The 21,359-nt window shown below is 69.6% G+C and carries 14 protein-coding genes and 1 rRNA gene; 13 read left to right on the plus strand and 2 right to left on the minus strand.

The genetic code is table 11. The features are described from left to right. Positions 1 to 283 precede the first annotated feature (283 nt). Positions 284 to 4,045, plus strand: coding sequence for a glycosyltransferase (locus OIE74_RS24075; protein ID WP_329386974.1), 3,762 nt, complete (start codon positions 284 to 286; stop codon positions 4,043 to 4,045). Further along, positions 4,042 to 5,640 (plus strand): DUF5719 family protein, encoded by a 1,599-nt coding sequence (locus tag OIE74_RS24080; protein ID WP_329386976.1) that lies wholly within the window; start codon positions 4,042 to 4,044, stop codon positions 5,638 to 5,640. Before OIE74_RS24075 ends, OIE74_RS24080 begins: the two co-directional genes overlap by 4 nt. Before the next feature lie 30 nt (positions 5,641 to 5,670). On the opposite strand, the gene OIE74_RS24085 is transcribed toward OIE74_RS24080, so the two are convergent. After that, positions 5,671 to 6,099: a metallopeptidase family protein gene (locus OIE74_RS24085; protein WP_329386977.1), complete on the minus strand. Its 429-nt coding sequence runs from the start codon at positions 6,097 to 6,099 to the stop codon at positions 5,671 to 5,673. A 273-nt stretch (positions 6,100 to 6,372) separates the two neighbouring features. Between OIE74_RS24085 and OIE74_RS24090 the strand changes: the two genes are divergently transcribed. The 9 genes from OIE74_RS24090 (at position 6,373) to OIE74_RS24130 (ending at position 16,968) form a co-directional block, all read left to right on the plus strand. Beyond that, the gene (locus tag OIE74_RS24090; RefSeq protein WP_329386979.1) at positions 6,373 to 6,801 is read left to right on the plus strand and encodes a DUF3499 domain-containing protein; all 429 of its coding nucleotides are present in this window, start codon (positions 6,373 to 6,375) and stop codon (positions 6,799 to 6,801) included. Positions 6,802 to 6,969: 168 nt separating this feature from the next. Continuing rightward, positions 6,970 to 8,586: an L-lactate permease gene (locus OIE74_RS24095; protein WP_329386981.1), complete on the plus strand. Its 1,617-nt coding sequence runs from the start codon at positions 6,970 to 6,972 to the stop codon at positions 8,584 to 8,586. Positions 8,587 to 8,678: 92 nt separating this feature from the next. Further along, positions 8,679 to 10,037 carry a phosphomannomutase/phosphoglucomutase gene (locus OIE74_RS24100; RefSeq protein ID WP_329386983.1) on the plus strand — a complete coding sequence of 453 codons (1,359 nt, stop codon included), beginning with the start codon at positions 8,679 to 8,681 and terminating at the stop codon, positions 10,035 to 10,037. 162 nt (positions 10,038 to 10,199) lie between these two features. Beyond that, on the plus strand, positions 10,200 to 10,382 hold the full coding sequence (locus tag OIE74_RS24105; RefSeq protein WP_329386985.1) for a Trm112 family protein: 183 nt from the start codon (positions 10,200 to 10,202) through the stop codon (positions 10,380 to 10,382). A 396-nt stretch (positions 10,383 to 10,778) separates the two neighbouring features. Then, positions 10,779 to 11,915: an SIS domain-containing protein gene (locus tag OIE74_RS24110; protein WP_329386987.1), complete on the plus strand. Its 1,137-nt coding sequence runs from the start codon at positions 10,779 to 10,781 to the stop codon at positions 11,913 to 11,915. A 99-nt stretch (positions 11,916 to 12,014) separates the two neighbouring features. Continuing rightward, a complete protein-coding gene (manA, locus tag OIE74_RS24115) occupies positions 12,015 to 13,184 on the plus strand; it encodes a mannose-6-phosphate isomerase, class I (RefSeq protein WP_329386989.1) in 1,170 nt (389 codons plus the stop codon). A gap of 99 nt (positions 13,185 to 13,283) precedes the next feature. Next, positions 13,284 to 14,327, plus strand: coding sequence for a cation diffusion facilitator family transporter (locus OIE74_RS24120; RefSeq protein WP_329386991.1), 1,044 nt, complete (start codon positions 13,284 to 13,286; stop codon positions 14,325 to 14,327). Positions 14,328 to 14,694: 367 nt separating this feature from the next. Beyond that, the gene (gene ahcY / locus OIE74_RS24125) at positions 14,695 to 16,152 is read left to right on the plus strand and encodes an adenosylhomocysteinase (RefSeq protein WP_329386993.1); all 1,458 of its coding nucleotides are present in this window, start codon (positions 14,695 to 14,697) and stop codon (positions 16,150 to 16,152) included. A gap of 201 nt (positions 16,153 to 16,353) precedes the next feature. Then, positions 16,354 to 16,968 (plus strand): hypothetical protein, encoded by a 615-nt coding sequence (locus tag OIE74_RS24130; protein ID WP_329386994.1) that lies wholly within the window; start codon positions 16,354 to 16,356, stop codon positions 16,966 to 16,968. A gap of 6 nt (positions 16,969 to 16,974) precedes the next feature. Here OIE74_RS24130 and OIE74_RS24135 read toward each other — a convergent pair whose 3' ends face one another. Continuing rightward, on the minus strand, positions 16,975 to 17,922 hold the full coding sequence (locus OIE74_RS24135; RefSeq protein ID WP_329386996.1) for an RDD family protein: 948 nt from the start codon (positions 17,920 to 17,922) through the stop codon (positions 16,975 to 16,977). 119 nt (positions 17,923 to 18,041) lie between these two features. Between OIE74_RS24135 and OIE74_RS24140 the strand changes: the two genes are divergently transcribed. Together OIE74_RS24140 and OIE74_RS24145 are read left to right on the plus strand one after the other, a co-directional pair. Further along, positions 18,042 to 19,049: a stage II sporulation protein M gene (locus OIE74_RS24140; protein WP_329386998.1), complete on the plus strand. Its 1,008-nt coding sequence runs from the start codon at positions 18,042 to 18,044 to the stop codon at positions 19,047 to 19,049. A 615-nt stretch (positions 19,050 to 19,664) separates the two neighbouring features. Next, a 16S ribosomal RNA gene (locus OIE74_RS24145) occupies positions 19,665 to 21,188 on the plus strand. Positions 21,189 to 21,359: the final 171 nt, after the last annotated feature.

The following is a 21,359-nucleotide window of genomic DNA, read 5'->3' on the forward strand; positions in this document are numbered from 1 at the left end:
TTCCGAACGGTCCGTCGGCTGCGTCCCCTTCGCAGGCGGCGGACCGTTGTCGTGACCGCCGGGGGCCGCCGGGGCGTGGTGAGAACGTCCCGTCCGGACTCACGGCGCCCGGCACGCGCGCTCTCGCACACACGCCCCAGGGCCGGCGCTCCCTCCCGCGTCGTCCGGTTTGTCCGGCCGCTCGGCGATCCGGCGTCTGTTCCTACCGTTAGTGTGGGGCCCCGTCCGAGACGCCCCAACGCCCCATCGGGGCCGACCCCCCGGCCGGAGGGCCCCTACCTCGATGTCCGCCACCACAGCCGCGTTCGTTCCCGCCACCGCACCGGAGTACCCGCGGCACGTCGTGACCGCAGTACTCGTCTCCCACGACGGTGCCCGCTGGCTCCCCGACGCCCTCTCCGGGCTGATCGGCCAGGAACGCCCCGTACAGAACGTCATCGCCGCCGACACCGGCAGCGCCGACGAATCGGCCACGCTGCTCACCGAATCGCTCGGTCCCGACCGCGTCGTCCACCTCGCCCGCCGCACCAGCTTCGGTACGGCCGTCGAGGAGGCGGTCCGCACCGCCGGCGTGCTCACGCCCGACGACCTGCCGTATCTGAAACGGCCGAGCGGCTGGGACCCCGTCACCAGAACCTGGCAGGACGAGGCGTACGACATGCCCGACCTGCCCCACGGCGAGCCCGTGCAGTGGCTGTGGCTCCTCCACGACGACTGCGCGCCCGATCCCGACGCCCTCACCGAGCTGCTGCGCGTCGTCGAGAGCGACGCGCACGCCGCGATCGTCGGCCCCAAGCTGCGCGGCTGGTACGACCGCAAGCAGCTTCTGGAGGTGGGCGTCTCCATCGCCAACAGCGGACGCCGCTGGACCGGCCTCGACCGGCGCGAACAGGACCAGGGCCAGCACGACCAGGTCCGCACCGTGCTCTCCGTCTCCAGCGCGGGCATGCTCATCCGCCGGGACGTGTGGGAGGAGCTCGGCGGCTTCGACCGCAGACTCCCCCTGATGCGCGACGACGTCGACCTGTGCTGGCGCGCGCACGCTGCGGGACACCGGGTGCTCGTCGCCCCCGACGCCGTCCTCAGGCACGCCGAGGCGGCGGCACGCGAGCGCCGCACCGTCGACTGCGCCGGCCGCTCCGTCGTCAACCCGCACCGGGTCGACAAAGCCGGCGCCGTCTACACGATGCTCGTCAACTCGCGCAGCGGTGTACTGCCCTACGTACTACTGCGGCTCGTCGTCGGCACACTCCTGCGCACCGTCGCCTACTTGGTGGGCAAGGCGCCGGGACAGGCCGTCGACGAGGTCATGGGCCTGTTCGGCACGCTCCTGCGGCCCGGCAGAATCATCGGCGCGCGAAAACGACGCGGCAAAGGCGTCGTCGAAGCAAGTGAACTTCGCGCGCTTTTCCCGCCACCCGGCGCCACCGTCCGGGCAACGGTCGAGCAAGTAGCTGGAAGCCTCGGTGGCGGCTCTGAGACCGATGCCGGCGGCTCACGCCACGGCGCGGTGGAGTCGGGCCCCGGCGGGGACGACGCGGACTTTCTGGAGGTCGAGCAGTTCGCGCGGGTGAAGCGCCTCGCGCACCGGCCGGGGCCCGTGCTCTTCGCCGTACTGCTCGTCGTCTCCCTCGTCGCCTGCCGGGCACTGCTCGGCGGCGGCGCACTCGCGGGCGGCGCGCTGCTGCCCGCGCCGCCGGACGTGGCGGGCCTGTGGTCCCGGTACGCCGACGGCTGGCACCCCATCGGCACGGGCGGCACCCAGACGGCGCCTCCGTACCTCGCGGTCCTCGCCGCCCTGTCGGCGCTGTTCCTCGGCTCGACCGGCTTCGCGCTGACCCTGCTGCTCGTCTGCTCCGTACCGCTGGCCGGGGTCACCGCGTACTTCGCGTCCCGGCCGCTCATCGAGTCGAAGCTGCTGCGGGCCTGGGCGAGCGTCGCGTACGCCTTCCTGCCCGCCGCCACCGGCGCCCTGGCCACCGGGCGGCTCGGCACGGCCGTACTGGCCGTCCTGCTGCCGCTGATCGCGCGGGCGGCCGTCGCGGCGTACGGGTTCCGCGCGGGGGACAGCGAGAGCGCCCCGCGGGGGAGCTGGCGCGCCACGTGGGCGTACACCTTCCTGCTCACCTTCGCGATGGCGTTCACGCCCATCGTCTGGCCGATGGCGCTCGTTCTCGGCCTCGCCGTCCTCGCCCTGCGGCGTGACGACATCGTCGCGTACGGGCTGCGCCTGCTGGCCGTGGCCGGCACCCCGCTGCTCGTCCTGGCCCCCTGGTCGCTCTCGCTGCTGACGTCACCGTCCGACCTCTTTCAGGAGGCGGGACTGGAGTTCGGTACGGGACAGGCCACCGCTCTCGACCTGCTCGGCCTGAGCCCCGGTGGCCCCAAGGCCGCCGGCGGTCTGCTGCTGATCGGCGTCGTCCTGGCGGCACTGGCCGCACTGCTGCGCGGCGAGCGGCAGTTCGCCGTACGGGCGGCCTGGGTGGCCGCCCTTGTGGCACTGGTCTTCGCCGTCCTCGCCAACAACTCCGGCTGGGCCGGCCCCGCCACCCTCGTCTACGGTCTCGCGCTCATCGCGGCCTCCGTCCTCGGCGCCGAAGGCGCCAAGGATCGCGTCGCCGCGATGAGCTTCGGCTGGCGCCAGCCCGTCGCGGCGGTCATCGCGCTCGCGGCCGGGGCCGCCCCGCTGCTCGCGGCGGGCGGCTGGATGATCAGCGGCGCCTCGGGCCCGCTGGAACGGCGCGACCCGGTGCAGGTACCGGCGTTCGTCGCCGAGGAGAGCATCACCCGCGACCAGCCGCGCACGCTGATCCTCGGTGGTACCTCGCCCGCGGAGGTCTCGTACTCCCTCGTACGGGGCTCGGGCGGCCGGATCGGTGACGCCGAGCTGACCGAGTCGGGCGGCAGCGACCCCGGTCTCGACAAGGTCGTGGGGCGCCTCGTCGCGGGCTCGGGAGCCGACCAGACCGACCAGCTCAGCGGCTTCGCGATCCGCTACGTCCTCGTACGGGACGGCGCCCCGGCGCAGATGTCCCGTGTGCTCGACGCCACCCCCGGACTCAGCCGGCTCAGCCAGCTCGACGGCAGCGCGCTGTGGCGCGTCGACCGCCAGATCTCGCGGGCCACGATCATCGAGGGCGAGAGCGACGCCGAGCCGCTGCCCGTCGGGTCGTCCACGGTCGAGGCCCACACCGACATCCCGGCCGGCAAGGACGGGCGGGTCCTGCGGATCGCCGACCGGGCCGCCGAGGGCTGGCAGGCCACGCTCGACGGCCGCGTCCTGGAGAAGACGACCGTCGACGGCTGGGCGCAGGGATTCCAGCTCCCCGCCGACGGCGGCCGGCTCGACCTCACGTACGAGGACACGTTCACCCACACCGCGTGGGTCTGGGCACAGGGCGCACTCGCCGTCGTGCTGCTCGTGCTCGCCCTGCCGGGGCGGCGCAAGGAGATCGACGACGACCTGCCCGATGAGCGCGCCGACGTGCCCGCACAGCCCGTGTCGGGCGAGGGCCGAAGGGCGCGCAGGCTGCGGGCCGCGGCGGAGGCGGAAGCGGAGGCGCAGGCCGGTCCTGAGACCGGGGAAGCGGCCGTCGCGTCCGAGGCCGCCGAGGCCGCCGAGGTTCTGCCACCGGAGCCGGTGGCAGAACCGTACGTCGCCGCTGCGGCCGTGCCGCAGCAACAGTCGTACGGAGAGTGGGACGGGCAGCAGGCCCAGACGGCGTACCAGGGCGCGGACTACGGCTCGTACGCCACGAACGAACAGCAGCAGTACGAAGGCGCCTCCTATCAGGGCGCGCAGCAGCAGTACGAGGGTGCTCCTCAGTACGAGGGCGCCCCGCAGTACGACGCCGACGGATACCAGGTCTACCAGCAGTACCCGGCGGACCAGTACCAGCAGCAGGCACCGGTCCAGTACGACCAGTACGGATACGCCGTCCAACAGCCGTACGTGGAAGGGCAGCAGCCCTACGGCGACACCCAACAGCCGTACACGGACGGCAACGAGAACGAGCAGCGTCCCGACGGGAGCAGCAACCGGTGAACCGCACGACACTCTCCCTCCTCGCGGCCGCCACCGCGCTCGCTGCGGTCACCGGGTTGGCCGCCGTCACCGCGCCGGACGCCGACGACACGGCGGCGACGGCGAAGACGGCCGCGCGGCTTCCCGTGGAGCGCAGCAGCCTGCTCTGTCCCGCGCCCAGCACGTCGGAGCTCGCCGAGACGGTGTACACGTCCTTCACCCCCGGCGGCACAACCGGCGGGGGGACGGGCGGCGCGGCCGAACTGGCGCCGTCCGTCGCGCCCTTGGACGACACCGAGGACGCCGCCGCCGACGAGAAGAAGACGGACGAGGAGACGGCGGACGACCCGGCCAACGACGACTCAGCCAAGGACGACGAGGCCAAGAAGCCCGCGGCGGACGGGGCGGACGCGAAGGTCAAGCCGTTCCTGGCCGTCAAGGGGCCCGGCAAGCCCGTCTCAGCGACCAAGAACGTCGCGGACGCCCCCGCGCTCGTCGGCTCCGCCACCGGCGCTCTCGCGCCCGGCTGGACCACTCAGCAGACCACCACGATCACGGCCGGCGAATCGCGCGCGCTGTACGGCATGAGCTGCACCCCGCCCGACACCGACTTCTGGTTCCCGGGCGCCTCCACGGACAAGTCGCGCCAGGACTACGTCCACCTCACCAACCCGGACGACACGGCCGCCGTCGCCGACGTCGCGCTGTACGGCAAGGAGGGCACGCTCAAGTCCAGTACGGGAGAGGGCATTCCGGTCCCGGCGCGCTCCAGCGTCCCCGTCCTGCTGTCCACCCTCACGGCGGAGGTCGAGCCGAACGTCACCGTCCACGTCAGCACCCGCACCGGCCGCGTGGGCGCGGTGGTGAACGCCGCCGAGGAAAAGGCGGGCGGCGACTGGCTGGCCGCCTCCGCCGACGCGGTGCCCCGCGCCGTACTCCCCGGAGTCCCGGAGGACGCCACCTCCGTACGACTGGTGGTCTTCGCGCCCGGCGAGGACGACGCGGAACTGAAGGTGCAACTGGCGGGCAAGAGCGGCACGATCGTCCCGGCCACGGCCGGCGAGACGCTCAACGTCAAGTCCGGCATGACGGCCTCGCTCGACCTGGGGGACGTCACCAAGGGCGAGGCCGGCTCGGTGATCGTCGGTCCGGCGGAGGGCGGGAGGGAGACCCCGGTGGTCGCCGCGCTGCGCGTCGTACGGGGCAAGGGCACCGACCAGGAGGTCGCCTTCATCCCCGCGACCGGCCCCGTGACGGAGCGCGCCACGGTCGCCGACAACCGCGCCAAAGGCTCGACACTGTCCCTCACCGCGCCGAGCGGGACGGGGAAGGTCAAGGTCACGGCCTCGGCGGGCAGCGAGGGCGGTGCGCAGGTCGTCAAGACGTACACGGTCAAGGGCGGCACGACGCAGGCCGTCACCCCGCCGGTACCGACGGGGCTCAAGGGCTCGTACGCGCTGACGGTCGAATCCGAGTCGGGCGGCCCCGTCTACGCGGCGCGCACACTCGACGAGACGAAGGACGGCGTACCGCTGTTCACGGTGCAGACGCTGCCGGACGACCGGGGCATGGTGTCCGTACCGGCGACGAAGGAAGACCTCTCCGTACTGAAGTGACGCCGCGGGAATCGGTGGTTCTCGCGGCGGTCAGTCCTGGCCGTACCGCGGATCGACGGATTCCGGTGCGAGCCCGAGCAGTTCGGCGACCTGCTCGACCACGACCTCGTGGACGAGCATGGCGCGCTCCTCGCGGTTCTTCGTACGGATCTCGACAGGCCGCCGGTAGACGACGATGCGCGCGGGCCGGTTCTTGCCCTCGGGGACGGACCGGCCGAGCGGTACCGACTCGTCGTCGGCGCCGGGCACGTCCAGCACCAGGAAGTCGATCTCCGCCAGCTGGGGCCAGCGCCGCTCCAACCGCTCCACCGAGTCCTGGACGAGATCACGGAACGAGTCCGAGCGGCTCGCCGAGAGCGGGACCTGCGGCGGAGCGACCGGCCCCCGCATACCGCGGCCGTGGCGGTCTCGGCGGCGGGGTCTCGGCTCGGTCGGCTGCTGCGGTGCGGGACTGTCCATCACTGACGCAGGGTAGCTCTCCGGGGGGACGCCGCGACGGTGCCTGACGGGCCCGCCGGACGTCATGTCGCAAATTGAGCATTCCGGCCAAGCTTGGGCTCGTTTCGCTACGTCCGCCGGATCGTGGAACTCGCCTTCATTGGCGGGATTTGCCCCAAGTAATGACTGCGTCACTGATGGTGATTGATCGATTACCGTTCTTCCCGCGCAGGTCAGGGCAGTTGCGCGAGTGCCGGGCGGGGTAAACGTCGCGTCACGACACGGTGGAGTGACGTGGGGGAGAGTCGTCGCGGCCCGCTCAAGAGTGCGGTACCGTCCAACATCGTGAGCCCTGTACGTCGCTGTTCGCGCACCGCGTGCGGCCGTTCCGCTGTCGCGACACTGACGTACGTCTATGCCGATTCGACCGCGGTCCTCGGTCCGCTCGCCACGTATGCCGAGCCCCACTGCTACGACCTGTGCGCCGAACACAGCGAGAGACTCACCGCGCCCCGCGGCTGGGAGGTCGTCCGGCTCACGGACGGATCCGCGCCCGCCCGCCCCAGCGGCGACGATCTGGAAGCCCTGGCGAACGCCGTACGTGAGGCGGCGCGCCCGCCGGAGCGGCCGGGCGGACCCGGCGGCAACGGACCGCGCGGGGCGGACCGGGCCGAGGTCGGGCGCCGTGGGCACCTGCGGGTGCTGCGTTCCCCCGATTCCTGAGTCCAGCGTCTCTCCCGTTCCCGCCTGCCCCTTCGGCCGTACTGAATCCTTCCAGTGGTTTCCGTGACGGATCCTGCACGGGCCATTGACCTCTTTTGTCGTGGACACGATCATTCCCTCCAGCCGTGAGAGATCACTTTCCGCATCGCGGAATTCGGAGGCCCTGTCGTGTTCGAACAGCAACTGGAACCCGTCGCCGATTCACTCGGCCTGTCCGCCCTGGTCGCCGCGCTTCCCCTGATCACCGTGCTGGTACTGCTCGGCGCCGTCCGTATGAAGGCTCATCGCGCCGGGCTGATCGGCCTGGCCGTTGCCGCCCTGGTCGGCTGGCTCGCGTTCGGGATGCCGATCGGCCAGACCGTCTCCGCCGGCGCACAGGGCATCGTCTTCGGCCTCTTCCCGATCATGTGGATCGTCGTCAACGCCCTCTGGGTGTACCGGATGACGGTCCGCACCCAGCACTTCGACATCCTGCGCCGCTCGTTCGGGCGATTCTCCGACGATCCGCGCATCCAGGCGCTCGTCGTCGCCTTCTGCTTCGGCGCACTCCTCGAAGCGCTCGCCGGTTTCGGCGCTCCGGTCGCCATCTCCGCGGTGATGCTCGTGGCGATCGGCTTCGACCCGGTCAAGGCGGCGGTCGTCGCCCTTGTGGCCAACACCGCGCCCGTGGCCTTCGGTGCGATGGGTACGCCGGTGGTGACCCTGGCCCAGGTGACCGGACTGCCGCTGGACACCGTCGCCTCCGTCGTCGGCCGCCAGACGCCGCTGCTCGCCGTTGTCGTACCCCTGGTGCTCGTCGGGCTCGTCGACGGCAAGCGGGGGCTCCGCGAGACCTGGGCGCCCGCCCTCGCGTGCGGACTCGCCTTCGGTGTCGCGCAGTTCGTGGCTTCCAACTACGTCTCCGCCCAACTCGCCGACATCGGGGCCGCGCTGGTGGGCGCCGCCGCGCTGCTCGCCGTGCCCGGAGCGCGCAAGCCGGCCGCCGAGGCGGTGCGCACCTCCGTACTGACGGGCGCGCGCAGCGAGGACCTGGACGTTGAGGACGACCGCCGCGAAGTCGTCCGCGCCTACGCCCCGTACGGACTGATCGTGGTGATCTTCTCCGTCGCGCAGATACCGCCGATCAAGGACCTGCTGGCCAAGGCGACGCAGTCCTTCGACTGGCCCTTCCTCGACGTCGCCGACTCCGAGGGGAAGCCGGTCGGGGCCAACGTCTTCTCGCTGCCGGTCATTTCGACCGGCGGCACGCTCGTCCTGATCGCCGGCCTCCTGACGGCCGGGGTGATCGGGCTCAAGGCGAAGGACGCGTTCAAGGAGTGGGCGGCAACGGTGCACGAACTGCGGTACGCGATCCTCACCGTCGTCTCGGTGCTGGCCCTCGCCTACGTCATGAACCTCTCCGGACAGGCCGCCACCATCGGCCACTTCGTCGCGGCGGCGGGCGCGGGGCTGGCGTTCCTCTCGCCGGTGCTGGGGTGGTTCGGGGTCGCCGTCACGGGCTCCGACACCTCGGCCAACGCGCTCTTCGGCGCCCTCCAGGTGACGGCCGCCCGCGAATCCGGACTGTCGCCCGAACTGCTGGCCGCCGCGAACAGCTCCGGCGGTGTGCTCGGCAAGATGATCTCCCCGCAGAATCTGACCATCGCGTGCGCCGCGGTCGGTCTCGCAGGCAAGGAAGGGGACCTCCTCAGGAAGGTCCTGCCGTGGAGCCTCGGGCTGCTGCTGGTGATGTGCCTGATCGTGGTGGGACAGAGCACCTTCGTGCTGGACTGGATGCTGCCCTAGGCCCTGTCCGGCGTGGGGTCGCGCCCTCCAGGCCCCTCCTCGGGGCGGGTAGTTTGTGCTGACTGTCCGCAGAGACCTCAGGAGGGGTGGCCGTGGCCGACTTGGGCCAGATCGTGAAGGCGTACGACGTACGTGGCGTATACCCGGACCAGCTCGACGACGGGCTCGTCGAGCTGTTCGGGGCGGCCTTCGTGGAAGTCACGGGCGCCACGGCGATCGTCGTCGGTCACGACATGCGGCCCTCCTCGCCCCACCTGTCGGCGAGCTTCGCCAGGGGCGCCGTCCGGCGGGGGGCGGACGCCACGCTGATCGGGCTCTGCTCGACGGACCAGCTGTACTACGCGAGCGGGGCGCTGGACCTGCCGGGCGCGATGTTCACCGCGTCGCACAACCCGGCCCAGTACAACGGCATCAAGATGTGCCGCTCGGGCGCCGCACCGGTGGGGCAGGACACCGGCCTGGCGGAGATCCGCGCGCTGGTCGAGACATGGCTGGCCGAAGGGCCTCCGGAACCGGCGGCGAAGCCGGGAACCCTCACGCAGAGTGACACGTTGAACGACTACGCGGCACATCTGCTGTCCCTGGTCGATCTCTCGGCGATCCGCCCGCTGAAGGTCGTGGTCGACGCCGGGAACGGCATGGGGGGCCACACCGTCCCCACGGTCCTCGCGCCGCTGCCCGTCGACCTGGTCCCGATGTACTTCGAGCTGGACGGCACGTTCCCCAATCACGAGGCCAACCCGCTCGACCCCAAGAACATCGTGGACCTCCAGGCCCGTGTCCTGGCCGAAGGCGCGGACCTGGGCCTCGCGTTCGACGGCGACGCCGACCGCTGCTTCGTCGTCGACGAGCGGGGGAGAGGAGTGTCGCCGTCGGCGATCACGGCCCTGGTCGCCGAGCGTGAACTCGCCAAGCACCCCGGCGGCACGGTGATCCACAACCTGATCACCTCCTCGTCGGTGCCCGAGGTCGTCAGGGAGCGCGGCGGCACCCCGGTCCGCACGCGCGTGGGCCACTCCTTCATCAAGCAGGAGATGGCTCGCACCGGCGCGATCTTCGGCGGCGAGCACTCGGCGCACTACTACTTCCGCGAGTTCTGGAACGCGGACACGGGCATGCTCGCCGCGCTCCACGTCCTGGCCGCGCTCGGCGGACAGGACGGCCCGCTCTCCGAACTCGTCGCCTCCTACGACCGGTACGCGGGCTCGGGCGAGATCAACTCCACGGTGGACGACCAGACGGCCCGCCTCGCCGCGGTACGGAAAGCCTTCGCCGACCGCGAGGGCGTCACACTCGACGACCTCGACGGCCTGACGGTGACCACCGCCGACTGGTGGTTCAACCTCCGCGCCTCCAACACCGAACCGCTGCTGCGCCTCAACGTGGAGGCCCGCGACGAATCGACGATGTCCAAGATCAGGGACGAGGCCCTCGCGCTGATCCGGTCCTGAGGACGCGACCGGGCTCCCGCGGAAGCCGGGGGGCTGGGGGTCTGGGGGCCGCCCCAGCTCCAGCCCCGGAGCGAGCCCCGCGCAACCCTCCGGCGGTAGGCTGATGTGGCTCGATCCGCACCACTCCGCACGCCTCAGCTCGTTCGAAGGGACACCCACCACATGCCGCTCGAAGCCGGCCTCCTGGAGATCCTCGCCTGCCCGGCCTGCCACGCGCCGCTCAGCGACCACACGGCGGACGACACCCCCGAGCTGATCTGCACCAGCGAGGACTGCGGCCTGGCCTACCCGGTCCGGGACGACATCCCCGTACTCCTCGTCGACGAGGCCCGCCGCCCCGCCTAGGCCGTGTCTTCGAAGTCCCGCCTGGCCTGCGGCGTCTGGCACGGCACCTCGCCGCGTTGTCGGAGTCGTGCGAGTACGTCCAGTACGAGCACGATCCTCCGCCTTGCGATGCACCGCACCAGACGCCGCAGGCCCCGCCTTGCAGGCGGACGGCGCTACTTCGAAGACACGGCCTAGCCCGTGCCCGCGAGGCCCGTCCGGCTCACGACCCCGCACGCGCGCTCGCCGCGTCGTTCAGTCGCTCAAGTACGTCCGGTACGAGAGCGGCCGTCCGCCCAGCGATCGCACGCACCAACGAGTCATCAGCCGCTCCGCGGCGGGCGTGAGCCCCACCCCGGAGGCCACCCGTGCTCACGCGCCGTCCACGGCGCCCGGCGATCGGAGAACCACCCCGCCATGCTCGACGAGTCCTTGCTCGACGCGCCGGACGCGCTGGCCCGCGCCGACCACCGTGGGCTCCTCCTCGGCGCCGCGGAGGCCGGGGCACGCGTCCGTACCGCCGTCCGGCACGCCGCCGAGGCGGGCATCGGCCATCTCAACCCGGAGGGCCGCCCCCGCGCCGTACTGTTCGCCGGCTCCGGCACCGCCGCACTCGGCGTCGCCGACCTGCTCGGCGCACTCGCCGGTGCCGCCGCGCCCGTCACCCTGCTGCGCCCCACCGGCGTCGCCCCCGCCGCAGGCGCCCTGCGGTGGGCACTCCCCGGCTGGGCCGGTTCCGTCGACCTCCTCCTGATCGCCACCACCGACGGCGGCGAACCCGGCCTGGCCCTCCTTGCCGAGCAGGCCTACCGCCGCGGCTGCACCGTCGTCGCCGTCGCCCCACGCCAATCCCCGCTCAGCGAGGCCGTCGGCGGCAGTCGCGGTCTCGCCGTGCCCATGGCGCCGACACCACAGGAGCAGTACGAGGAGACCCAGGCCGCGAGCCCGGGTGCCCTCTGGGCGCTGTTCACCCCCCTTCTCTCCCTTCTCGACCGCGTTGGACTGCTCACCGCCTCGGCCGAGACGCTTCAGCTTGTCGCCGACCGCCTCGACAGCACGGCGGAGCGCTGCGGCCCGGCCATCGCGACGTACAGCAACCCGGCCAAGACCCTGGCCGCCGAACTCGCCGAGAGCCTCCCGCTGATCTGGACGGAAGGCACGACCGCCGCCCCCGTCGGCCGCCGCTTCGCGGCCGTACTGGCCGAGTTGTCCGGCCGCCCCGCACTCGCGGCCGAGCTTCCGGGCGCACTACCCGCGCACGGCCTCCTCCTGGGCGGCGACTTCGCCGGCGGCGGCGCCGACCCCGACGATTTCTTCCGCGACCGCGTCGAGGAGCCCCAGGCGCTGCGCGCCCGTGTCGTGCTGCTCCGCGACCGGCCCGTCGGCGGACTGACCGCGGCACCTGCGGCCCGGGAACTCGCCATCAGCCACGAGACGGCCATCAGCGAACTGGAACCGCAGGAGGGCAGCGAGCTCGAAGCCCTCGCGGAACTCGTCGCCGTCACCGACTTCACGGCCGTTTACCTGGCCCTGGCCTCCGGCAACCGTGAATGACTCCGACCAACTGCCCTGGCCGGCCCCCGCGCTGAACTCACCTCATACACCCCCGACTTCGCACCGTCGACTCACCGTCACGCGACTAGGAAGCACCCCATGGACCGCCTCTCCAACACTGTGCGCCCCTATGCCTGGGGCTCCACGACCGCCATCCCGGAGCTGCTCGGCACCGCCCCCACCGGCGAGCCCCAGGCCGAGATGTGGATGGGCGCCCACCCGGGGGCCCCGTCCCGTATCAACCGCACCACCACCCCGCTAGAACACCCCCTCTCCGAAGTCATCGCAGCCGCCCCGGAGGCGGAACTCGGCACCCCCACCGTCGAGAAATTCGGTCCACGCCTTCCCTTTCTCCTCAAACTCCTCGCCGCAGGCGCCCCTCTCTCCCTTCAGGTCCATCCCAACCTCGCCCAGGCGAAGGAGGGCTTCGCGGCGGAAGAGCGCCAGGGCGTCCCCATCGACGCGCCGCACCGCAACTACAAGGACGCCAACCACAAGCCCGAACTGATCTGCGCCCTCACCCCCTTCGACGGTCTCTGCGGCTTCCGCGCCCCCGACGAGACCGCCGACTTCCTCGCCCGGCTGGACGTCGATTCGCTCAAGCCGTACGTCGACCTCCTGCACGCGCACCCCGAGGAAGCCGCGCTGCGCGAGGTCCTCACCGCCGTGCTGACCGCCGACCCCGGCGAGATGTCCCACACAGTTCATTCCTCCGCCGAAGCCGCCGCACGCCTCGGCGGCGAGTACTCGCCATATGTGTCGATCGCCCACCATTACCCCGGAGATCCGGGCGTCATCGCGGCCATGCTGCTCAACCACGTACAACTCCAGCCGGGCGAAGCCCTCTTCCTCGGCGCCGGCGTCCCGCACGCGTATCTGAACGGCCTGGGCGTCGAGATCATGGCCAACTCGGACAACGTCCTGCGCTGCGGCCTCACCCCCAAACACGTCGACGTGCCCGAACTGCTCCGCATCGTGCGCTTCGAAGCGAACGATGCCGCCGTGCTCCGCCCCGAGGCTTCGCCGTCCGGCGAAGAGCTGTACGACACCCCGATCGATGAGTTCCGTCTGTCCCGCTATGTCCTGGCACCCGGTGCGGAACCCCGCGAACTCACCACGGGAACCCCGCAGATCCTCCTCTGCACGCAAGGCACGCCGCGCGCCAACGACTTCGACCTGGCGCCGGGCGGTTCGGTCTTCGTCCCAGCGGGCGAAAAGACCGAACTGACCGGTACGGGCACGGTCTTCCGTGCCACCGTCATCGCCTGAACCCACGCTTCGCGCACGGCCCGCTCCGGCGGCTGCAACAATGTCCCGCCGTACCCGCGGCGCCAGGGCCGCAGACCGAGGAAGGGATCCACCGCACCCATGAGCGCGTCAGGCGGAACCAAGGCGATCGTGGCGGCGCTCGCCGCGAACCTCGCGATCGCAGTAGCCAAGTTCGTGGCGTTCCTCTTCAGTGGTTCGTCGTCGATGCTCGCCGAGAGCGTGCACTCGCTCGCCGACTCCGGAAACCAGGGGCTGCTGCTCCTGGGCGGCAAGAAGGCGAAGCGCGAGGCGACCCCGGAGCACCCGTTCGGTTACGGCCGTGAGCGCTACATCTACGCGTTCCTCGTCTCCATCGTGCTCTTCTCCGTGGGTGGCATGTTCGCCATCTACGAGGGCTACGAGAAGATCAAGCACCCGCACGAGATCGAGGCCTGGTACTGGCCGGTCGGCGTCCTCGTGTTCGCGATCATCGCCGAGTCGTTCTCGTTCCGTACGGCCATAAAGGAGTCCAACGCGACGCGTGGCAAGCGCTCGTGGAAGGAGTTCATCCGGCACTCCAAGGCTCCCGAGCTCCCGGTCGTCCTCCTGGAGGACCTCGGCGCGCTGGTCGGTCTGATCCTCGCCCTCCTGGGCGTGAGCCTGTCGCTCGCCACCGGGGACGGCGTCTGGGACGGCATCGGCACGCTCTGCATCGGCATCCTGCTCATCGTGATCGCGATCGTTCTGGCGGCCGAGACGAAGTCCCTGCTGCTCGGCGAGGCCGCCGGCCTGGAGGACGTGGAGAAGATCAAGGCGGCCATGGTCGACGGCGACGTCGTCACCGGCATCATCCACATGCGTACGCTCCACCTCGGCCCCGAGGAACTGCTGGTGGCAGCCAAGATCTCGGTCGAGCACGACGACACGGCGGCCGAGATCGCGCACGCGATCAACGCGGCCGAGTCGCGGATCCGCGAGGCCGTCCCGATCGCCCGGGTGATCTACCTGGAGCCGGACATCTACAGCGAGGCGGCGGCAGCGGCGGGCACCAACCCGGCCAAGTCGCCGGGCGTCACAGATGTCGAGCCGGCGCCGGAGACGAGTCCCGGCGCGACCGCCGAGGCTGCCCCCGAGGCCACTCCTGAGGCTGACAAGGACCACTGATCACCCGCGCGCATCAGTAAGGAGGCCCCGGCGCATCTCGCGTCGGGGCCTCCTTACGGACGAGCTGTCCGTACGAGGTCACGACGTGCGGTGAAAGCCTCTGAGGCCCGAGTTGGGGACCCTTCGGGGCCTGCCGGAGACAAGGAGCGGGCACCGGTGCGCTGTGGGGCCGCTGGGCCGATCGGTGTAGATTCGTCATCAGAGCCAGACGTCGCTGCTGATGGCGGTCGGGCGGTCTGCGGCGCGGACCGGCCGAGGGAGAGAGGGCCTCCGACGGACTGCGTTGCGTACGTCCGGGCATTCGTGTGCCCGCCGCCGCAAAGTCAGCCGTACCCACCCTCGACCCCTTTACGAGGAGCAGCTCGCTATGACCACTGTCGCCAACCGACAGGACTTCAAGGTCGCCGACCTCTCGCTTGCCGAGTTCGGCCGCAAGGAGATCACCCTCGCCGAGCACGAGATGCCCGGCCTGATGTCGATCCGCGAGGAGTACGCCAAGGCGCAGCCCCTCGCCGGGGCCCGTATCACCGGCTCCCTGCACATGACCGTGCAGACCGCCGTCCTCATCGAAACGCTGGTCGCGCTCGGCGCCGACGTCCGCTGGGCCTCCTGCAACATCTTCTCCACCCAGGACCACGCCGCCGCCGCGGTGGCCGTCGGCCCGAAGGGCACCCCGGACAGCCCGCAGGGCATCCCCGTCTTCGCCTGGAAGGGCGAGACGCTGGAAGAGTACTGGTGGTGCACGGAGCAGGCACTGACGTGGCCCAACTCCTCCACCGGCGGCCCGAACATGATCCTGGACGACGGTGGCGACGCCACTCTGCTCGTCCACAAGGGCGTCGAGTTCGAGAAGGCCGGCGAGGCCCCGGACCCGGCGACGGCGGACAGCGAGGAGTACAGCTACATCCTCCGTCTGCTCAACCGCACTCTCACGGAGAACCCGCAGAAGTGGACCCTTCTGGCGTCTGAGATCCGCGGCGTCACCGAGGAGACCACGACCGGTGTCCACCGTCTCTACGAGATGCACCGCGACGGCACGCTCCTCTTCCCGGCGATCAACGTGAACGACGCCGTGACCAAGTCGAAGTTCGACAACAAGTACGGCTGCCGCCACTCCCTGATCGACGGCATCAACCGCGCCACCGACGTACTGATCGGCGGCAAGGTCGCCGTCGTCTTCGGCTACGGCGACGTGGGCAAGGGCTGCGCCGAGTCCCTGCGCGGCCAGGGCGCCCGCGTGATCATCACCGAGATCGACCCGATCTGCGCGCTCCAGGCGGCCATGGACGGCTACCAGGTCGCGACGCTGGACGACGTCGTCGGCATCGCCGACATCTTCGTCACCACGACGGGCAACAAGGACATCATCATGGCCGCCGACATGGCCAAGATGAAGCACCAGGCGATCGTCGGGAACATCGGCCACTTCGACAACGAGATCGACATGGCCGGCCTGGCGCAGGTCCCCGGCATCGTCAAGGACGAGGTCAAGCCCCAGGTTCACACCTGGACGTTCCCCGACGGCAAGACGCTGATCGTCCTCTCCGAGGGCCGCCTGCTGAACCTCGGCAACGCGACCGGTCACCCCTCCTTCGTGATGTCCAACTCCTTCGCGGACCAGACGCTGGCCCAGATCGAGCTCTTCACCAAGCCGGAGGAGTACCCGACCGACGTCTACGTGCTGCCCAAGCACCTCGACGAGAAGGTCGCCCGCCTTCACCTCGACGCGCTCGGCGTGAAGCTCACGACGCTCCGCCCCGAGCAGGCCGCGTACATCGGCGTGAAGGTCGAAGGCCCGTACAAGCCCGACCACTACCGCTACTGATCCACAAGCACCGCCGCTGACATCCAGCGGTACGGGCAGGCCCCCACACCCCCGTGTTGGGGGCCTGCCCCGCTTTCCCGCCCCTGGTCCCACCGGCCGCTGGTCCCATGTGGTTCGTGTGCGCGCGAGCGGTACTGCCATGCGCTCCCACGGCCGGGCCCCTCCCGGCACGGCCCGGAGGACACCGAAGGACTCCCGCCCATGCCCCGTGGCCGCTACTCACTCCACGATCCGCACGACCGCACCCCCCTCGGCGAAGAACACTTCCACTGCGCGCCGGGCCCCTCGGGCTGGCGCTACGTCTCCCAGATCACCGCCCCCGGGGGCGACCACACAGGCTCCGTCGACCTCACCCTCGACGAACTCGGCCGCCCCATCCGTCTCGAACTGCACGCCGCGAGCTGGCAGGTCCGTGGAGCCGCGCTCGATGGCGTCACCTGGGTCCGGACCGACCCCACCGGCACCGAAGCCACCGAAGGCAATGTCCGCGCCCACGCCTTCACCGGCACATCCCCCGCGTTCCTCGTCGCGATCACCCGCCTTCTGCGCCTCACGCCCGCTTCCCCGGCGACCCGAGTCCGTCTCGTCGCCTTCACGGACCCGGTCCTCGCCCCCCGAACTGTCGACCAGTCCTGGGTGCTGCTGAGCAGTGAAGCGCATGCCACTGACAATGGACCTCTGACCGTGGACGAATACCAGGTCAGCGCCCTGGACACCGGTGAACAGCACAGTGTCCACATCAGTGGCGACGTGGTCCTCGCGGCGCCGGGTATCGAACTCGAAGACCTCGAAACCCCGCCGTCCCCCCTGCCCTGAGACGGCCTAGGCGGGCGGCGCGAACCCGGAGGCCGGGGGAGCGGTCGGCCCCGGCTCCCCACTCGCCGCCTCCGCCGCGTCCCGCGGTACCTCCATGGGCCTCGCGTCCTGCGGCGCCACGACCTCAGGGCGACGTACGGACGGGCGGGCGGGAGCGACCGTGCCGGGCGGCGTGCCGGGCGCGGACCGACCAGCCGTCGCCGCACCAGAGCCGAAGGCCCGCCGCACGTCCCGCGCCTGGCGCTCATTGACCACAGCCGCGAGGTATGCCGCCGGCGGTACGTCGTGCGGAAGCGGCACGCCCGTACGCACCGCCAGATCACCGGCCAGCCGCTGCGCCATCGACCACCCGACGCCGGCGTCGAGTTGGCTCATCCGCGTCAGGTACTGCCGCACGGCCAGCCACAGGTCATCGGGCACAGACGACAGCTCCAGCTCGGCGAAGCGCCCGACGAGCCACGGGGGCGGTGGCGGTACGGCAGGGGCCCGATCGGCCGGCACACGCTCGCGTACGACCAGCGTCCCGGCGAACAGATCCCCGACCCGACGCCCGCGCGCCGACACGAGCGAAGCGATGCACGCGATGACCCCGAAGGACATGAGCAGCTCCACCACACCGATCGCCCCGCGCACCAGCGCGTGCCGGAAGCGAATGGGCCCGCCGTCGTCACGCACCACCCGCAGCCCGCAGGCAAGCTTCCCCAACGACCGTCCGTGACTGAGGGTTTCCACCGCGATCGGCACTCCCACCGGTATCAGTAGGAAGCTCGCGACGGCGATCGCCGCCACGGCTGCGGTGTCCAGCGAATCCGTTGCCACGGCGAGGACGATCGACACCACGATGTACCCGGCCCACACCACCACCAGGTCGATGACGACGGCCAACGCCCGGCTCGGCAGCCTCGCGGGGCGCAGCCCCAATACGACCGCGTCGCCCGTGACAAGCTCATTCACCGGTGCTCACCCTTCGCCGACCTTCTCTGCCCCCGGACCGCTCAGTCTGCCAAGCTGGCCTGCAACGTGCCGCAGTAGTACGGACCGTACGCACCCAGTGCCTGGAGCAGCAGCCGACCATGGATCTCGACGTCTTCGTCTCGGCCCACCGACCTGAGTGGGACCGTCTGGAATTTCTCCTGCGCCGTGGACGGCACCTGACCGGTGCCGAGGCGGACGAACTCGTCGCCCTCTACCAGCGCACAGCCACCCATCTCTCCCTGATCCAGTCCAGCGCCCCGGATCCCATGCTCATCGGGCGCCTGACCCAACTGGTCGCGCGCGCCCGCTCCGTGGTCACCGGCACCCGCCGCGCCGGCTGGCGCGACGCCGCACGCTTCCTTACGGCCGGTTTCCCCGCTGCCATGTACCGCTCCCGGCACTGGTGGATACCGGTCGCCCTGCTCTCGGTGCTCGTCGCCTCGGTCATCGGCTGGTGGATAGGCGCGCACCCCGAGGTCCAGTCGGCGATCGCCGCCCCTGACGACCTCCGGCAGATGACCCGACCCGGCGGCGAGTACGAGACCTACTACTCAAGTCACCCGGCAGCGTCCTTCGCGGCCCAGGTATGGACGAACAACGCCCAGGCCGCTGCCATGTGCCTCGTCCTCGGCGCGTTCCTCTGCTTCCCGGTGATCTGGATCCTCTTTCTCAACATGCTCAACCTCGGCGTCGGCATCGGCCTCATGTCGTCCGCCGGCCGGCTGGACACCTTCCTCGGCCTGATCCTGCCCCACGGCCTGCTCGAACTGACGGCTGTCTTCGTCGCCGCGGGTACGGGCCTCCGGCTCGGCTGGACCTTGATCGACCCCGGTCCGTACACGCGCCGCACGGCACTGGCCCAGCAGGGCCGGGCGGCGGTCGGCATGGCGATCGGACTGGCACTGATCCTCTTCGTGTCGGGCCTGATCGAGGGCTTCGTGACCCCGTCAGGCCTGCCGACATGGGCACGTATCGCCATCGGCGTCTTCTTCGAGCTGGCCTTTCTGGCGTACGTGTACGTGCTCGGCGGCCGAGCGGCCCGCGAGGGCGACACGGGCGACGTGGAGAGCGCCGACCAGAGCGCCCAGCTGCCCACGGCAGCCTGATGTGCGTCGACGCTCGCTGACCTGCTAGTCTCCAGTTCGCTCCACAGAGATCGGTGCCGATCATTGACATGGTCTGTGTGGGGAGGTAGATTTGAACGGTTGCCCGGAGTTGGACAAGCTCGGGAGCAACGGTTAATCTCAACTCTGCTCCGAGCGGGAATCGAATTTCCGCGGAGCTCTCCGATACATCATCCGAATCGCAGCGGCCGATTTAGTTCGGCCCCGTTGTTTCTGATAATGTCGGGCTCGCCGAAAGGCAAAGGGCCAGTCCGAAGGCCATTAGACCTCTTAATTGAGATCGCTTCTCCATGAGAAGTGAGACGCAAAAAGAGTCTGATAGAGTCGGAAACGCAAGACAGCGAGACCGAAGGGAAAGCCCGGAGGGGCCCGGAGACGGGACCGAAGGAAGCGTCCGTTCCTTGAGAACTCAACAGCGTGCCAAAAGTCAACGCCAGATATGTTGATACCCCGGCCTGGTCCACCTGTTTGGTGGGTTGGGTTTGGGTTCCTTTGATAGAAACACAGCGAGGACGCTGTGAACACCGGGTCTTATTCCGTCCTGGTGTTCCGCTCTCGTGGTGTCACCCGCGCTCTTCAATGGGTACGGGCAGAGCATTCACGGAGAGTTTGATCCTGGCTCAGGACGAACGCTGGCGGCGTGCTTAACACATGCAAGTCGAACGATGAAGCCTTCGGGTGGATTAGTGGCGAACGGGTGAGTAACACGTGGGCAATCTGCCCTGCACTCTGGGACAAGCCCTGGAAACGGGGTCTAATACCGGATAATACTGTTCCCCTCATGGGGGGTGGTTGAAAGCTCCGGCGGTGCAGGATGAGCCCGCGGCCTATCAGCTTGTTGGTGGGGTAATGGCCTACCAAGGCGACGACGGGTAGCCGGCCTGAGAGGGCGACCGGCCACACTGGGACTGAGACACGGCCCAGACTCCTACGGGAGGCAGCAGTGGGGAATATTGCACAATGGGCGGAAGCCTGATGCAGCGACGCCGCGTGAGGGATGACGGCCTTCGGGTTGTAAACCTCTTTCAGCAGGGAAGAAGCGCAAGTGACGGTACCTGCAGAAGAAGCGCCGGCTAACTACGTGCCAGCAGCCGCGGTAATACGTAGGGCGCAAGCGTTGTCCGGAATTATTGGGCGTAAAGAGCTCGTAGGCGGTTTGTCACGTCGGGTGTGAAAGCCCGGGGCTTAACCCCGGGTCTGCATTCGATACGGGCAGACTAGAGTGTGGTAGGGGAGATCGGAATTCCTGGTGTAGCGGTGAAATGCGCAGATATCAGGAGGAACACCGGTGGCGAAGGCGGATCTCTGGGCCATTACTGACGCTGAGGAGCGAAAGCGTGGGGAGCGAACAGGATTAGATACCCTGGTAGTCCACGCCGTAAACGTTGGGAACTAGGTGTTGGCGACATTCCACGTCGTCGGTGCCGCAGCTAACGCATTAAGTTCCCCGCCTGGGGAGTACGGCCGCAAGGCTAAAACTCAAAGGAATTGACGGGGGCCCGCACAAGCAGCGGAGCATGTGGCTTAATTCGACGCAACGCGAAGAACCTTACCAAGGCTTGACATACACCGGAAAGCATCAGAGATGGTGCCCCCCTTGTGGTCGGTGTACAGGTGGTGCATGGCTGTCGTCAGCTCGTGTCGTGAGATGTTGGGTTAAGTCCCGCAACGAGCGCAACCCTTGTTCTGTGTTGCCAGCATGCCTTTCGGGGTGATGGGGACTCACAGGAGACCGCCGGGGTCAACTCGGAGGAAGGTGGGGACGACGTCAAGTCATCATGCCCCTTATGTCTTGGGCTGCACACGTGCTACAATGGCCGGTACAATGAGCTGCGATACCGTGAGGTGGAGCGAATCTCAAAAAGCCGGTCTCAGTTCGGATTGGGGTCTGCAACTCGACCCCATGAAGTCGGAGTTGCTAGTAATCGCAGATCAGCATTGCTGCGGTGAATACGTTCCCGGGCCTTGTACACACCGCCCGTCACGTCACGAAAGTCGGTAACACCCGAAGCCGGTGGCCCAACCCCTTGTGGGAGGGAGCTGTCGAAGGTGGGACTGGCGATTGGGACGAAGTCGTAACAAGGTAGCCGTACCGGAAGGTGCGGCTGGATCACCTCCTTTCTAAGGAGCACTTCTTACCAGGCTTCTGTTTGGTCAGAGGCCAGTTCATCGGCGAGTGTCCGGTGCTGGTTGCTCATGGGTGGAACGTTGACTATTCGGCACTCTTGGCTGCTTGGTTCTCCAGTACTGCCCCTCTTGAGGGGCGTGGAACGGGAACGGGGTGGTTGGGGG

Origin of the sequence: Streptomyces sp. NBC_01716, from assembly GCF_036248275.1 — a bacterium.
Taxonomy (GTDB): domain Bacteria; phylum Actinomycetota; class Actinomycetes; order Streptomycetales; family Streptomycetaceae; genus Streptomyces.

What these genes read in the sequence shown, in the direction of transcription:
- ahcY (WP_329386993.1), top strand. Translation starts at nt 14,695, where the DNA reads ATGACCACTGTCGCCAACCGACAGGACTTCAAGGTCGCCGACCTCTCG.
- OIE74_RS24120 (WP_329386991.1), top strand. Translation starts at nt 13,284, where the DNA reads ATGAGCGCGTCAGGCGGAACCAAGGCGATCGTGGCGGCGCTCGCCGCG.
- OIE74_RS24130 (WP_329386994.1), top strand. Translation starts at nt 16,354, where the DNA reads ATGCCCCGTGGCCGCTACTCACTCCACGATCCGCACGACCGCACCCCC.
- OIE74_RS24105 (WP_329386985.1), top strand. Translation starts at nt 10,200, where the DNA reads ATGCCGCTCGAAGCCGGCCTCCTGGAGATCCTCGCCTGCCCGGCCTGC.
- OIE74_RS24110 (WP_329386987.1), top strand. Translation starts at nt 10,779, where the DNA reads ATGCTCGACGAGTCCTTGCTCGACGCGCCGGACGCGCTGGCCCGCGCC.
- OIE74_RS24085 (WP_329386977.1), bottom strand. Translation starts at nt 6,099, where the DNA reads ATGGACAGTCCCGCACCGCAGCAGCCGACCGAGCCGAGACCCCGCCGC.
- OIE74_RS24075 (WP_329386974.1), top strand. Translation starts at nt 284, where the DNA reads ATGTCCGCCACCACAGCCGCGTTCGTTCCCGCCACCGCACCGGAGTAC.
- OIE74_RS24140 (WP_329386998.1), top strand. Translation starts at nt 18,042, where the DNA reads ATGGATCTCGACGTCTTCGTCTCGGCCCACCGACCTGAGTGGGACCGT.
- manA (WP_329386989.1), top strand. Translation starts at nt 12,015, where the DNA reads ATGGACCGCCTCTCCAACACTGTGCGCCCCTATGCCTGGGGCTCCACG.